At 45.3% G+C, this 15,049-nt stretch carries 10 protein-coding genes, 2 rRNA genes and 1 pseudogene; 7 read left to right on the top strand and 6 right to left on the bottom strand.

Annotated features, from left to right (window positions below; genetic code table 11):
* From FTV42_RS02720 to FTV42_RS02700, 5 genes are all read left to right on the top strand, one after another.
* Positions 1-333 (top strand): 23S ribosomal RNA (locus FTV42_RS02720); the annotation flags it as partial.
* A gap of 191 nt (positions 334-524) precedes the next feature.
* Positions 525-639: ribosomal RNA gene (gene rrf, locus FTV42_RS02715) — 5S ribosomal RNA — on the top strand.
* Between the two features lie 153 nt (positions 640-792).
* Complete coding sequence (locus FTV42_RS02710; RefSeq protein WP_180037314.1) at positions 793-1,986, top strand: MFS transporter; 1,194 nt, start codon at positions 793-795, stop codon at positions 1,984-1,986.
* Positions 1,987-2,208: 222 nt separating this feature from the next.
* Positions 2,209-4,617 (top strand): YgiQ family radical SAM protein, encoded by a 2,409-nt coding sequence (locus FTV42_RS02705; protein ID WP_180037313.1) that lies wholly within the window; start codon positions 2,209-2,211, stop codon positions 4,615-4,617.
* A gap of 398 nt (positions 4,618-5,015) precedes the next feature.
* Positions 5,016-5,564, top strand: coding sequence for a DUF2726 domain-containing protein (locus FTV42_RS02700; protein WP_180037312.1), 549 nt, complete (start codon positions 5,016-5,018; stop codon positions 5,562-5,564).
* Between the two features lie 54 nt (positions 5,565-5,618).
* Here FTV42_RS02700 and FTV42_RS02695 read toward each other — a convergent pair whose 3' ends face one another.
* The 6 genes and pseudogenes from FTV42_RS02695 to mdtD all read right to left on the bottom strand — a co-directional run bounded on the left by FTV42_RS02695 (position 5,619) and on the right by mdtD (position 11,880).
* Positions 5,619-5,975, bottom strand: a complete 357-nt coding sequence (locus FTV42_RS02695; RefSeq protein ID WP_005101539.1) for a RidA family protein — start codon at positions 5,973-5,975, stop codon at positions 5,619-5,621.
* Positions 5,965-7,275: a shikimate transporter gene (gene shiA, locus FTV42_RS02690; protein ID WP_148334370.1), complete on the bottom strand. Its 1,311-nt coding sequence runs from the start codon at positions 7,273-7,275 to the stop codon at positions 5,965-5,967. Before shiA ends, FTV42_RS02695 begins: the two co-directional genes overlap by 11 nt.
* 222 nt (positions 7,276-7,497) lie before the next feature.
* Entirely contained in the window at positions 7,498-8,553 is a 1,056-nt protein-coding gene (gene dinB / locus FTV42_RS02685; protein WP_180037311.1) for a DNA polymerase IV, read from the bottom strand.
* Positions 8,554-8,573: 20 nt separating this feature from the next.
* Positions 8,574-9,589, bottom strand: a pseudogene (locus FTV42_RS02680) (MBL fold metallo-hydrolase).
* A gap of 53 nt (positions 9,590-9,642) precedes the next feature.
* On the bottom strand, positions 9,643-10,422 hold the full coding sequence (locus tag FTV42_RS02675; RefSeq protein WP_180037310.1) for a GH25 family lysozyme: 780 nt from the start codon (positions 10,420-10,422) through the stop codon (positions 9,643-9,645).
* A gap of 66 nt (positions 10,423-10,488) precedes the next feature.
* Positions 10,489-11,880, bottom strand: coding sequence for a multidrug transporter subunit MdtD (mdtD, locus tag FTV42_RS02670; protein ID WP_004732563.1), 1,392 nt, complete (start codon positions 11,878-11,880; stop codon positions 10,489-10,491).
* Positions 11,881-12,090: 210 nt separating this feature from the next.
* On the opposite strand from mdtD, the gene FTV42_RS02665 reads away from it, so the two are divergent.
* A complete protein-coding gene (locus tag FTV42_RS02665; protein ID WP_180037322.1) occupies positions 12,091-13,875 on the top strand; it encodes a choice-of-anchor I family protein in 1,785 nt (594 codons plus the stop codon).
* A gap of 153 nt (positions 13,876-14,028) precedes the next feature.
* Positions 14,029-15,003, top strand: coding sequence for a hypothetical protein (locus FTV42_RS02660; RefSeq protein WP_005101524.1), 975 nt, complete (start codon positions 14,029-14,031; stop codon positions 15,001-15,003).
* Positions 15,004-15,049: the final 46 nt, after the last annotated feature.

Raw genomic sequence — 15,049 nt, 5'->3', positions numbered from 1 at the left:
ACGCGAGCTGGGTTTAGAACGTCGTGAGACAGTTCGGTCCCTATCTACCGTGGGCGTTGGAAATTTGAGAGGATCTGCTCCTAGTACGAGAGGACCAGAGTGGACGAACCTCTGGTGTACCGGTTGTCACGCCAGTGGCATCGCCGGGTAGCTATGTTCGGAAGGGATAACCGCTGAAAGCATCTAAGCGGGAAGCCTACCTCAAGATAAGATTTCCCCGAGACTTTATGTCTCCTAAAGAGCCGTTGAAGACTACGACGTTGATAGGTTGGATGTGGAAGCATAGTGATATGTGAAGCTGACCAATACTAATTGCTCGTGAGGCTTGACTATACAACACCCAAACAGTTGTTGTATAAAAGCTCGATTGATTCGATATTCAGCAAAACAGCTTGATTCATAAGCTCGTTAGTATGACAATATTCAACTCAAATAAAACCTGTTAATGAATTCTATTTGGTACGAAGTAAGGCATACGAAATAAACAGCGTAAATAAGACCCGAACAAGTCCATAAACAGTTGTGCTGGCGACCATAGCAAGAGTGAACCACCTGATCCCTTCCCGAACTCAGAAGTGAAACCTCTTAGCGCTGATGGTAGTGTGGGGTTACCCATGTGAGAGTAAGTCATCGCCAGCTCATTATTCCAAAATCCCCCTCCGCTAAGGCAGAGAGGGATTTTTTTATGCGTGGGTTTTAGTCAAATCACTATTATTTATGTGCTATTTCGACTGAAACATCACATAAAAATAATATTGAGAGGCGTATACTGAACCGGTCTATGGAGCGGATATGTCCTCAAATTCATCTTCAAGCCATATTGAATATGGCTCTTCTGCTTTTAAAGCAGTGCTTTTTTCCTTATTTCTTGCTGGCTTTGCCATTTTTTCATCACTGTATTGCGTACAGCCCATGATGCCGATTCTGGCTGATTATTTCCAGGTCAGCCCGACTCAAAGCAGTTTTCCTTTATCTTTTTCTACTATTGCTTTGGCAGTTGGCCTGATTTTTACTGGGCTAATCTCAGACCGATTTGGTCGTAAGCCGATTATGGTCTGGTCTCTATTTTCAGTCTCAGTATTATTACTATTAAGTGCAATATTGCCGATCTGGTCCGTGTTTCTGACCACACGAGTAATGATTGGATTGACAGTCAGTGGTGTCGCTGCAGTCGCGATGACTTATATCGGGGAAGAAATTACAGAAAAAGATATCGGTTTTGCCATGGGCTTATATATTTCTGGCACAGCGATAGGCGGTATGGGCGGACGTTTAATTGCCGGGGTGCTAGTCGATTTTATCTCCTGGCAATCTGCCACTTTGATTATCGGTATTTTAAATCTTTGTATCGCTGGATTATTTTTCTATCTTTTGCCTGCTTCGCGACATTTTAAAGCCTATCCAATTAAGTTGAATCGTTTTAAAAACTCATTTAGACAGAATCTCTCTGATCCAAAACTTCGGGTTTTATTCCTGCAAGGTTTTATCTTGATGGGCTGTTTTGTCTCGGTATTTAATTATCTGAGTTATCGCTTGATCCAAGCGCCATTTGAATTATCTCATGTCTGGATTGGAGTGATTTCAATTACTTATTTGGCTGGTATTTATAGCTCCCCTCGAGCAGCACATTGGGGACAGTATTATGGAAAATTCAGAATATTGGCAGCCATGATCCTGATGATGCTTGTGGGCTTGGCGCTGATGCTGATCAATCAGTTGATTATTGTTTTTATCGGATTGCTGATTTTTACTTTTTCTTTCTTCGCTGCCCATTCGACCGCCAGTAGCTGGGTGTCGATCCAGTCGTTACAGTATCGGGCAGTCGGCTCGTCGCTGTATTTATTTTGCTATTACTTGGGTTCAAGTATGTTGGGAAGTTCAAGCGGATTGGTATGGGAAAATTATGGCTGGATAGGATTAACTGTGTTTATCACAGTGTTATTACTGACAGGTTTGGCATTTAGTTTAAGACTCCGTTCAAATTAGAGATTCTGTCCAAGCTTTCCTCCTCATAAATAAGATAAATTTCTTTTTTGAAATATTTAAACTTTAGATTCAAGTGATAAATAAAGCATGATTCAGTTAGTCTCTGAATTTGTATAAATTATAATCAAGCAAGCCAGACCTGATTCATGGTAAAATAATCGGCTTTCATCTTTGATCTTATTTTTAGATCTCCTATCATCTGCCAGCCGAGAATTGCTAGCCATGTCTACTGCTTATACCATGCAGACTGCGCCAAAAGCGTTGTTTGATTACGACAAATATTGGGCGTCTTGTTTTGACCCTGCGCCATTTTTGCCGATGTCACGCGAGGAAATGGATCAACTCGGCTGGGACAGCTGTGATTTTATTTTAGTTTGTGGTGATGCTTATATCGATCATCCATCTTTCTGTTCAGGCATTATTGGTCGTACCCTGGAAGCCCAAGGCTTCCGTGTCGGTATTATTGCACAGCCAGACTGGACCAGCGTGGATGCGTTCCGCGTTTTGGGTAAACCGAATATTGCTTGGGGTGTAACAGCAGGGAATATGGATTCTATGATCAACCGTTATACGGCTGACCGTAAAATCCGTTCTGATGATGCCTATTCACCAGACAATCAGCCAAACAAACGTCCAGACCGTGCGGCAACCGTGTATTGCCAGCGTGTCCGTGAAGCTTATCCGGATGTACCGGTATTATTGGGCGGTATTGAAGCATCCTTACGTCGTATTGCGCATTATGATTACTGGTCAGACAAAGTCCGTCGTTCAGTATTGATGGATTCAAAAGCCGATCTTTTGATGTACGGTAATGGCGAACGCTCAATCACTGAAATTATGCATCGTCTGGCACGTGGCGAGAAAATTCACGAGATTACTGATGTTCGCGGTACTGCGTTCATTGTGAATAAACACAACCGTGCCTCTAAAGCCAAATTTGTTGAAATTGCATCGAATGATGTCGATGCCATTGGCCGTGTTGATCCAATTATTAACCCGTATGTCATGACTGAAGATATCGATGGTTGTGAGATTGAACAAGGGAAGGATTCTAGCCAGTATCAAGGTTTCCAAAAAGAACATGTCGCCAATCCGATTGTGCGAGCAGGGGATGACCTAGATCCTGATACGCAAATTGTGCAACTGCAACCGGCTTCTAAAGCGATTAAACATAAGTTACCGCCGCGCGAATTGGCCGTAATCCGTTTGCCTGCTTTTGAAGAAGTTGCTGCAGATCCAGTGCTCTATGCACATGCCAACCGTATTCTGCATCTGGAAACCAATCCGGGGAATGCGCGTGCCATGGTGCAAAAGCATGGTGAACGTGATGTCTGGTTGAATGCACCGCCAATTCCGTTGACTACGGAAGAGATGGATTACGTGTTTGACCTGCCTTATGCACGTCTGCCGCATCCTGCTTATGGCAATGCCCGTTTCCCTGCGTTTGACATGATCAAATTCTCTGTGAACATCATGCGTGGCTGTTTCGGTGGCTGTACTTTCTGTTCGATTACGGAACATGAAGGTCGTATTATTCAGAACCGTTCTGAAGAATCGATTCTGCGTGAAGTGGAAAAAATCCGTGATACGGCTCCAGGCTTTACTGGCATTATCTCGGACCTGGGTGGCCCAACAGCCAATATGTACCGTCTGGCATGTAAAGATCCTGAGATTGAAAAGAACTGTCGTAAACCGTCATGTGTATTCCCGGGCGTGTGCCAAAACCTGCATACCGACCATGCGCCATTGACGCAGTTATATCGTAAAGCACGTTCTTTACCAGGCATTAAAAAAATTCTGATTGGTTCAGGCCTACGTTATGACCTTGCGGTTTTAAACCCTGAATATGTCAAAGAACTTGTCACCCATCATGTCGGTGGTTACTTAAAAATTGCGCCTGAACATACCGAGAAAGGTCCACTCAATAAAATGATGAAGCCGGGTATTGGGACGTATGACCGCTTCAAGCAAATGTTTGATCGTTACAGTAAAGAAGCCGATAAGGAACAATACTTGATTCCTTACTTCATCGCGGCGCATCCGGGCACCACCGATTACGACATGATGAATCTGGCGATTTGGTTGAAGAAGAATGGTTTCCGTGCCGATCAGGTACAGACCTTCTATCCATCACCGATGGCGACTGCAACTACTATGTATTACACGGGTAAAAACCCGCTGGCGAAAGTGGCGCGTTATACTGAAAATGTTGACATTGTAAAAGGTGAGAAACGTCGTCGTTTGCATAAAGCTTTCTTGCGTTATCATGATTCAAACAACTGGCCGTTATTACGTGAAGCCCTGAAAGAAATGGGTCGTCAGGATTTGATTGGTAATTCGAAACAGCATTTAATTCCGACTTATCAGCCTGCAGGCAGCGCAGATGGTCAGTATCAATCGGCGCGTAAGAAAAACTCGACGGTTGCCGGTGATTCGCAAAAACGTACTGGTGAGCAAGGAAATCGTAGCAAGGCTGCACAGGCTCAGTCACGTCCTTCAAATACCAAGAAACGTCCTGAACGTGGTCAAATTCTGACCCAGCACACTGGTTTGCCGCCGCGTGAAACAGGCGATGCCAAAAAACCGTTTGGTGGGCCAAAGCCTAAAGCAAAGCCCAAATCACGTGCATAATTAAGTTAATAAAAAGACACTTCGGTGTCTTTTTTTAGCTATTGGGTAAAGTAACGTAGCCTGAGTTTGTTCGTTGAAAGTGTAAAAGAATATATTATTTGGACTAAGTTCTTTAAAAAAGTGATATAAAAATAACACTTTGTCGGAATTGTCCTACAGTTGGGCAGATATGTATTGCGATCAATTCCATGGATGTTTTAGAGTGCATTATCAGTACTTTAAATCCACTTTCATTGGCATTCAAAGAGATGTCACTTTAGGTAACACAGAATCGAGTTTTGATACCAGTTGTATGGGTATTTAAACAGATTGGTTGTTAGCTCTATTTAAAATAAAGCGTGGGTTTATACTGCACAACAATAAAACAAAAATGATTATAAGAATGCAAGGATTTAGGCATGACCACCTATATTATGATTGGGAGTTTCCTGCTCTTCTGTGTCGTGCTCATGGCATGGAAAAAGCTCGGAAATAATTCCAAACCACAAGACAGTGCGTTAAAGCAACGTGCTATTTTTAACCTGAATGAGCAATTGACCTTCACTCGCCTGAGAGAAGTCTTACCTGAATACATTATTCTGGCACATGTTTCCTATGATGCCTTAATGACGACTAAATTTAACCGGACTCGACATAAGTACCGCAACCTGACTGCAGATTTTGTAATTCTGGATCAGCAGCACCAGATTTTAGCCGTGGTGGGAGTGGATGATCCCTTAATCTTAAAGCGTCCCCAGCAGACGGATTTTCAGGATGCATTACTAACCATGGCCGGTTATCGGGTGATTCGTTACGATGATGTGCCGGAATATTATCAGTTGCGCCAGGACTTCTTGCAGGAGCAAGCGCAAATGCAGAAAATGCCCAAATATATAGTTAGCAATGATCTGAAAAAATATTATTTATATTCGGATTTAGAGCGCAGTAAAATCAAAGCTGTGGGCTAAAACAAAAAAGCATGCCAGAAGCATGCTTTTTTTATGAGTATCGATCTTGAAACATTATTCTGGTTTAACCGCCACGACAGTCAGTTCGACCAATACCCGTGGATCATAGAGTTTTGCTTCTACACAGGTACGAGGCAGCGCTTCGATATCAGCGACCCAGGCATCCCAGACTTCATTGAAGGCTGCATAATCTTTTTCAATGTCTTTCAAATAGATGGTTACTGACATGATGTGACTTTTGTCTGTGCCGGCATCTGCCAGAAACTGGTCAATAATATCTAAAGTCTGTTGGGTTTGCCCTTTAATATCCAGTTCAACATCTGTGGCCAGCTGGCCGGCAAGATGCACCAGATTACCGGCAATAGCAATTTCCGAAAAGCGTTTCGATACGTGTAAACGTTCAACTGTCATGTTGTTCATCCTGAGTTTTGGGCATCAGGGCTGCGACCAGTGCAGTCAGCAGACAACCCACCGCCAGATAGATGGCTACATAATGCCATGAACCATCCGCCCAAATCACCAGTGCCGCTGCAATAAATGGGGTAAAACCACCCCCAATGATGCTCGCCACCTGATAGCCAACTCCGGCACCGCTGTAGCGGTATTCTGTGCCAAACAGGGAGGTGAAAATCGGTTGATGGACACTAACCACCATATCGTGTGCAACGTTGGCCAGTAAAATTGCGCCAACAATAATCATCCAGGTGTTTTGTGCATCGAGTGCCATAAAAAATGGAAAGGCTGAAAGCGCACCAATCAAACCGCCCCAGACACACATTTTCTGATGATTGAATTTATCCGCCAGCCAAGCAAAAAATGGAATACTGAAACAGCTAATTACCCCGACCATCAGTGTGATATTCAGGAAGAACTGTTTGTCCATGCCTAGGTTGCTGGTGGAATAGTTCAGGGCAAAGTTGGTGACCAGATACATGGTCAGTAATTCAGTCAGACGTAAGGCAATGATATAGAAGAAAGCTTTTGGATGTTTGCTGATGGCTTGCAAGATTGGCAGCTTTTCTGGATGATGGTCTGCTTTGACCACCTTTTCTACAAATTCCTGAGATTCATCCTGATCACGGCGAATCCACATCGCCACAGCTAACAGTACGATGCTGGCCAGAAAGGGAATACGCCATGCCCACTCGGCAAAGGCTTCTTCACCCAGTGTCGCAATAATAATCGACACTGCACCGGTGGCCAATACCAAGCCAACACCATAGCCGACCTGAACGCCACTGCTATAAAAGGCTTTTTTACCCTTGGGTGCATTTTCAACTGCCATCAGAGCTGCGCCGCCCCATTCACCACCGACAGCAAAGCCTTGCAAGGCTCGACAAAACACCAACAGCACCGGAGCCCACCAGCCAATTGCCTCGAAATTTGGCAGTAGACCAATCCCGACCGTGGAAATTCCCATCAGGATTACCGTGAGTACCAGCATTTTTTTGCGGCCGAGCTTGTCACCAAAGTGACCAAATACCACACCGCCTAAAGGACGAAACAGGAAGCCGACCCCAAAGGTGGCTAGTGCCGCCAGGGTGCCCATGTTCTCGCCAATACTAGGGAAAAACTGATCTTTAAAAATTAAGGCTGCAACAATGCCGTAAAGGAGAAAATCATACCAATCGACAACAGCACCAACAAAACTAGATAGCGCAGCTTTACGTGCGCGTTGTTCTTGAACAATAGAAGAATTTACAGAAGACATGCAGGAGGGGATTCCATGAGTTACATCAGAGTTGCCCTGTAATATTCGGATTTGATCGTCACGCTAATCACAGGACAGCATGCTGAAAGTAAAGGTGATTTTCAGCATCTCAGCACATACATGGATAATGCATTGCGCAGATAGAGTACTCTAAAAAATCAAAATGTAAAAACAAAGTTGCCGTATTTTTAAACTGATGCCTAAAACGTGATCAAAAAAGGTTTAGAGTAGCAATAACTGGGTTTCAGTTTCGGGGACGCTGAGCTGATACACGCCGACGCCGATCAGCCGAAATTGCATCTGCGGAGCAATATGCAGGTCGTCGAGCAGTAAGTCCAAGGCTTGGGCTAATTCCTGTGGGCTACGCAGCACCTGTTTAAAACTTTTACTGTGTTGCATCACCTGAAAATTCTTGAGTTTTAATTTGACCGTAACGCCGCGAGCAGAAAGCTGTTTCTTTTGCAGGCTTTGCCATACTTGTCCAAGTAAAGGCTCCCAATAGGGGCGACATTGGTTCAGATGCAGGTCATCATCAAAAGTGGTTTCTTTGGAAATTTGCTGGCGTTCCCGTTCCACTTCGACCGGTCGTTCATCAATGCCTTGAGCATACAAAAATAGCCGCCGTCCATATTTGCCAAAATGTTGAATCAGTAAGGCTTCATCAATTTGCTGTAAATCGCCTAAAGTTTCTAGATTCAGGCTTTTCAGTTTTTCCTGGGTGACTTTACCGACACCAGGAATTTTTTTCAGTGGCAGATCCTGGATGAATCCCTGAACTTGTGATGGCTTAATCACACAGATCCCATTCGGTTTGTGCCAGTCCGAAGCAATTTTAGCGAGAAACTTGTTGGGCGCTACACCAGCAGAAGCAGTTAATCCGGTGGCTTGAAAAATATCCTCGCGAATTCGCATGGCGACTTCGGTAGCACTTGGGATTTGTTTTAAATTTTCTGTGACATCCAGAAAGGCTTCATCCAGAGACAGTGGTTCAATCAGGGAAGTATATTGCTGGAAGATCTGATGAATCTGTGCCGATACCTGCCGGTATTTGGCAAAATCTGGCTCAATTACGATGACTTGAGGACACAGTTTGCGCGCCTGTCCCATGGACATGGCAGAACGCAGGCCATAAACCCGTGCCGGATAGGAGGCAGCCGCGACCACCGCCCGAGGATGATGCGAGGCAATCACCACAGGCAAGTCTTTCAGTTCTGGACGTTCACGCAGCTCAACCGAGGCATAAAACGCATCCATATCGATATGAATAATTTTGCGCATGTTCGCTATCTTAAGGGCCTTTAATCGGATTGGGAAGCGACGGCTGCGTTGAGTAAATAGGGCTGCGGTTCGCTGAGCAGGACGACTTTTTTCCCTTGTCTCTCGGCAGCCTGAATCAGAAGTTGCAAACTTTTTGGGGTGTCATCGGCAAGACGGGGTAAAAATTGCAGCGGCTGGTTTAACGGCTGAAAAAATCATCCCAATGCACCGGAATCACCACTTTGAGCTTGAGGAGGTTCAGGGTTTCAGCCAGATATTGCTGCTGATAGGCATCGGATTGTCTGGAAAGCTGGGCAATGCCTAAAAACAGGGTGTCGACTTTCAGATGCTGCAATTGCTCTGGAATAAATCCGGTACTGGCCTTGACCAGAATTTTATGTCCTGCATGCTCAATCAGGTAGTCGAAACTGCCACCTTCCTTAAATTCGGAAAATTTAGCCGGAAGAGTAAAGGGCTGTAGCAGCTCTTCGCCTAAATCATCATTTACCACTGTGGGCGGGGTATGTTGTGAGGGAATTGCAGTGATCTGGAAATGCCCCCATTGCTGTACTTGCCCAGGCTTAATCGGCTGTAATGGCTGTGGAGTAACTTTGGGATTTGCCCGGGCGATATTCAGGGTGCTCGGCGAACCGACCACAGCAGTTTCGGGAAGCATCTCTAGTAAAGCCGGGACATCCAGAACATGATCATAATGAGAATGACTGACCAGAATGGCTTGGGTTCGGCTCAATTCATGGTGTTGCACCAGTTGTTCAATGAGTAGCCTGTCACTTTGAATAGGGCGGTTAAGTACTTGCCACAAAGATGGCCGGCCAAAGAAACCATCGATCAGGATCTGATCGTGGCCATCATCGAGTAACAGGGTGGACACACCAAAAAATTTGACTGTAAGCCCGTGAACGGATATACCGGTTTGCGGCTGCCACGCTTTAAAGTCACTAACCTTGCCCGAAGCTTGCAACAGATAAGCCAGCATACCCGCGATGAGTAGGAGTAGACTCACCAGACCGAGTAAAATGCCTTTTATCCATTTCAATCTTTTTATTTCCTTGTTGTTTTTATAAAGAACTTGTTTTCAGGCGATCAGCTTTATTTCGCTTTATTCTCAGATGAAGGTACTACAATCGCATTCTTTTTGAGAAAATCCAGCCATTGCTGTTCTGAGCCATAAAAAACATTCAGGTCTACCGGTGTGGTAATACCGGGAATTTTCCCCTGACTGGTATGTTGCCAAAACGTCCATTTAGGCTGATCTTTTAAATCAGGCAGACCTTTGTATTCACGTACCCAGAGTGGTACGTTAGGAAAGTGTCCTGCCAGTACAATATTATAAAAAGCTTTAGAAATATAGAAAATCGGCTGCTTGCCATAATGCTTTTTCAGGGCATCGTGCATCACCTGAATTTCGTTTAAAAGCTGCTCTTTAGAATAGGTATTGATGCATTTGCTGTCATATTCCAGATCAATTACTGGCGGTAAGGCATCCGGTTTATTGGGTACGGAGTCAATAAAATTCTGGGCTTGAATGCTGCCATCGCGGCAGAGCCGGTAAAAATGATAGGCACCGACCAAAAAGCCGCGTTCACGTGCTTTCAACCAATTTTCCTGAAAACGGGTATCTTTAAAGTCGCCGCCTTCAGTGGCTTTCAGATAAACAAAACGGTATTTTTCAGGCGGAATCTGCTGCCACTGAATCTCTTTTTGATGATGCGATACATCAAAGCCCTGGATCGGATAATCAGCTGCATGGGCAGATGGTGCTTTCATCAGGCATAGATAAACCATGGCGATCGTGATCACAGTGATCAGTATGCCCAGCCCAATCAAGAGCGATTTATGAACTCTGTTCGGAGCCTGATTTTTTTGCATTTTCAGTCCTTGCCTATATGTGATTTAGCCTAAAACTTACAATCAGCCCAAAGTGAATATAGCGCATCAAACCGGGGTATTTTTAGGAATATGCCAGAAAATATAGGCCGCAATAATATTGATGCAGCCTAAACAGATCAGTGATACATGAAAAGCAGCCACCAGATTGTCAGCGCCGTAATAGGCACTCAGCATGTTCACCAGTGTTCCTGCCAGTGCCACCCCGATACTCATTGACAGCATCATGATCATCGACAGAAAACTGTTACCGCTACTGGCATCCTGCTGGCTCAAGTCCTTTAAGGTCAGGGTATTCATCGACACGAATTGCAGTGAATTTAAAATGCCGAAGATAAAGAAATGAATCGCACGGAGCCAGATTGGGGTTTCCGCCGTGGTCAGGGCAAAACTGGCAATACACAGACCCACCAGCAAAGTATTGACCAGCAAGACCCGACGATAGCCAAAACGCTGAATGATGTTGCGGATAATGGGTTTGGAGGCCAGCGAACCGAGCACAGTCGGAATCATCAATAAACCGGTAATAAAGGGTTCGAAACCGAATGCGACTTGCAACATCAGCGGCAATAAAAACGGAATCGAGTTGCCGCCGAGACGGGCAAAGAAATTACCCAAAATGCCAATCGCATAAATTTTATTTTTAAACAGCCGGCTGCGAAACAGGGCATTGCTATGGGTATGTGAATGATAGGCATAAATCAGGGTGGCCAACAAACCAACCAGAATCAGGCTCAGGCTCCACCACAGCGAGTTTTGTGGACTGGCAAAATTTTCAATTCCCAGACAGAGGCCCACCATGGCCACGACCAGCAAGATAAAGCCCCAATAATCAAAGCGAGCGACTGTAGGTTCAAGTACATTCGGCATGGCCTTAAAGGTAATCAGTGCGCCCAGCAAGCCAATCGGCAAATTGATCAGGAAAATCCAATGCCAGGACAGATATTCGACCATCCAGCCACCTAGGGTCGGCCCAATTAAAGGACCAATCAGGCCGGCCAGACTCATCAGGCTCATGGCGGCCAGAAACTGGGTACGGGGAATGATCTTCAGCATCGCCAAACGGCCGACCGGCAGCAATAATGCACCACCGATCCCTTGAAAGATCCGGTACACCAATAATTCATTCAGGCTACTTGACCAGGCACAGCCCAAAGAGGCCAAAGAGAAAATAATAATCGCAGCAAAATAGGTATTTCTGACCCCGAACCGGTCTGCCAGCCAGCCACTTAAGGGAATGCAGGCCGCTACAGACAGCACATACGCCACGACCACACTGTGCATGCGTAGCGGATCTTCCTGCAAATTTTGGGCAATTGCAGGTAGGGCCGTATTAATAATGGTGGTATCCAGCCCCTGCATAAAAAAGCCAATCGAGACCAACAAGACCAGCAGTCTGAACTCAGGATCTAAGGCTTGATGCGTAGGCGTGGCATTCATAATTCTGGAAAACTGAAAATTTTGAATAGTTTAAAGGAATCAGCCGAGTCTGTCGTATATAAAGCGTTTCAACTTTTATGCGGTGTTGTGTCAAGGAACTGCAACCGATCTGTCATGGCACTGCAATGCTCTGGTTATAAATTGGTCACGAATTCTTCATGATAGATCAACAAAAAAATGAAATTAAAATTAAAGTCTTTGATAGTGGCCATGCTGGCTGTGGGGATGGTGGCATGTGGAAGTGAGAATGAAAATGAAACACCGGTTCCAATCGTTGAGGCTACACCGAACTCGATCGAGTTAAGCAAATTGTCGGCTTATGAATCGGGTATGTTTGCGCAAAGTGCAGCAGAAATTCCGGCCTTTGATGCCGAGAGTCAACGCCTATTCGTGGTCAATGCCAAAGAAGGCGTATTGGATGTACTGGATTTAAGTCGACCTGATCAGCCGAAAAAAATAACATCTATCACGGTCGATGACATTGCGCCAGAGGCTGAGGTCAACAGTGTCGCGGTACACAATGGCATTGTCGCCATTGCGATTCAGGCTGCTGTGAAAACTGACCCGGGCTATATTGCTTTATATCAGGCCAAAGACCTGAGCAAGTTGGCCCACGTACAGGTGGGTGCCTTGCCGGACATGCTGACTTTCACACCGGATGGTCAAACTTTGCTGGTGGCCAATGAAGGCGAGCCTTCTGATGATTATCAGGTTGACCCTGAAGGGTCGGTGTCTGTCATTAATCTGGCCAATTTAAAAGCCCCGATCGTTCGTACAGCAGACTTTAAAGCCTTTAACGGACGGGAAGCAGCATTGCGTGAACAGGGCATCCGCATTTTCGGACCAAAGGCCAGCGCAGCGCAGGATTTTGAACCTGAGTACATCACTGTTTCAAAAGATGGAAAAACCGCCTGGGTTGCCTTACAGGAAAACAATGCCTTGGCCAAAATTGATGTGGCTTCTGCCAAGGTACTCGCTGTTTATCCATTTGGCTTCAAAGATCATGGCATGAAGGGTCATGGCATGGATGTCAGCGATGCGGATGGTGTCGACGGTAAAGGCAAAATCAATATTCAAACTTGGGCCAATGTACGTGGCTTATATATGCCAGATGCGATTGCAAGTTTCGAGGTCGCGGGCAAAACCTATATTGTGTCTGCCAATGAAGGCGATGCCCGTGCCTGGGGTGAAAACAATCCTGCATATTTCAATAACGATACCAGCCAGGGCTTTGTAGAAGAATGGCGGGTGAAACACTTGGTCCATGCCAAAGGTTTTGACCGCCGTCTGGGCGATGATTTACCAGCCCATCTTCGGGTATTGGCCAAAGGTGCAGAACTCAATCCAACTAACTTTGCCTACTGCGGTGCTATTGTAGGGGATGCCAAAGACTGCCGTGAAGATCATCTGCTGGGCCGTTTAAATATTACGTGGACCGAAGGCTATCAAAAAAATGCCGATGGTACAGCCAAACTGAATGAACGGGGCAATCTGGTCTATGATCATTTATATAGCTTTGGTACCCGCTCGGTCAGTATCTGGGTGGAAAATGATCAGCAGACCGGTTTAGAACTGGTATGGGATTCGGGCGATCAGTTTGAGCAGTATATTGCCAAACATCATCCTGAGATTTTCAACTTTAATCATGAAGAAGCCGGACTGGATAATCGCAGTGACAATAAAGGGCCGGAACCTGAAGGGGTGACCTTGGGGCAGATTGGTCAAAAAACCTTTGCCTTTATTGGGCTGGAGCGTGTCGGTGGCATCATGGTCTATGATGTGTCTACACCTGCATCACCAGTCTTTGTGCAATATATTAATTCACGTGATTTTAAAGCGACTACAGCGCAGATTGAAATGGGACAAGCCGGTGATTTAGGACCGGAAGGTTTGGTATTTATCCCCGCCAAAGACTCCCCGAATAAGAAACCCCTCCTGGTGCTCGGCCATGAAGTCAGTGGCAGTACCACGATTTATCAAGTAAATCTCAAGTAGTCAAAAGCTTTTAAATTCAGGGCACTTCGGTGCTCTTTTTTGTAAGGTGACCATATATATGACAGTCTTGTCATTAAAATGAAATAAAACCGTCATAATCTTGGGCCAACTTTTCAGCACTGCTGAAATCTCCTCGCGTATAGGTTTGTTTTTATGACAATCGAGATTTTGATGGTGATCGGCTTCTGTTTGGCCGCTTACTCTATTGTCGGAAATGATGTACCTCAAACCTTAGGGACATTTATTTCTTCGAATTCACATCGCCCATGGTGGGTATTGTGGATTTATATCAGCTCAATTTTAATTGTCGTATTGGTCTATGGTTGGTATGCATCTGGGGTGGGTGATGCCTCATACGGTCGTTTAGAAACGATTCCTTTCCCTGAAGGTGGTATTACCTGGCTGTATATTGTGCCGCCAATTCTCCTGTTAATACTGACCAAATACGGGATTCCAGTCAGTACCACCTTCCTGGTGCTTACGATTTTCTCTCCTGCAAGCTTAGGCTCGATGATGGTCAAATCGATGATGGGCTATGCCGTCGCCTTTATTGTAGCGATTGTCATATATCGTTTTGTGGTCAAGCAGCTGGCACGCCATTTTGCCAAGACACGTCATCAGGAACACTCCAAGGTCTGGATGGGCTTGCAGTGGGTCTCTACCGGTTTCCTGTGGAGTCAATGGTTGATTCAGGATCTGGCTAACATCTTCGTGTATGTGCCACGTCAGGTGCCGTTTGAATTCCTGATGTTTGCGATTACGGTATTCGTGGTCTTGCTGGGTGTGATTCTGTATCAACGTGGCGGGGCTATCCAGAACATTGTTGACACCAAAACCGGTGTGACCGACATTCGTGCTGCAACGATTATCGACTTCATGTATGCCATTATCCTGTTAGTTTTTAAAGAGTGGAGCAACATTCCAATGAGTACCACCTGGGTATTCCTGGGATTACTCGCAGGTCGTGAATTTGCCATGTCGATGATTCTGGATGAAGTCAACAAACATCGTACTTCACGTAATGTCAGTGCAGATGCCATGAAACTGATGTTCGGTCTGGCCATGTCGGTCATTCTGGCAACAACTTTGCCGATGTTTTATGACTTTGTGACGAATTATGGTCAATAAGTCCTGATATTAAAAATCCAATAAAAAAGCGAGCCAGGTGCTCGCT

Origin of the sequence: Acinetobacter sp. YH16052 (assembly GCF_013417155.1) — a bacterium.
Taxonomy (GTDB): Bacteria; Pseudomonadota; Gammaproteobacteria; order Pseudomonadales; family Moraxellaceae; genus Acinetobacter.
The sequence above is the reverse complement of the archived record's forward strand: the minus strand, read 5'-3'. Positions and strand labels throughout refer to the sequence as shown.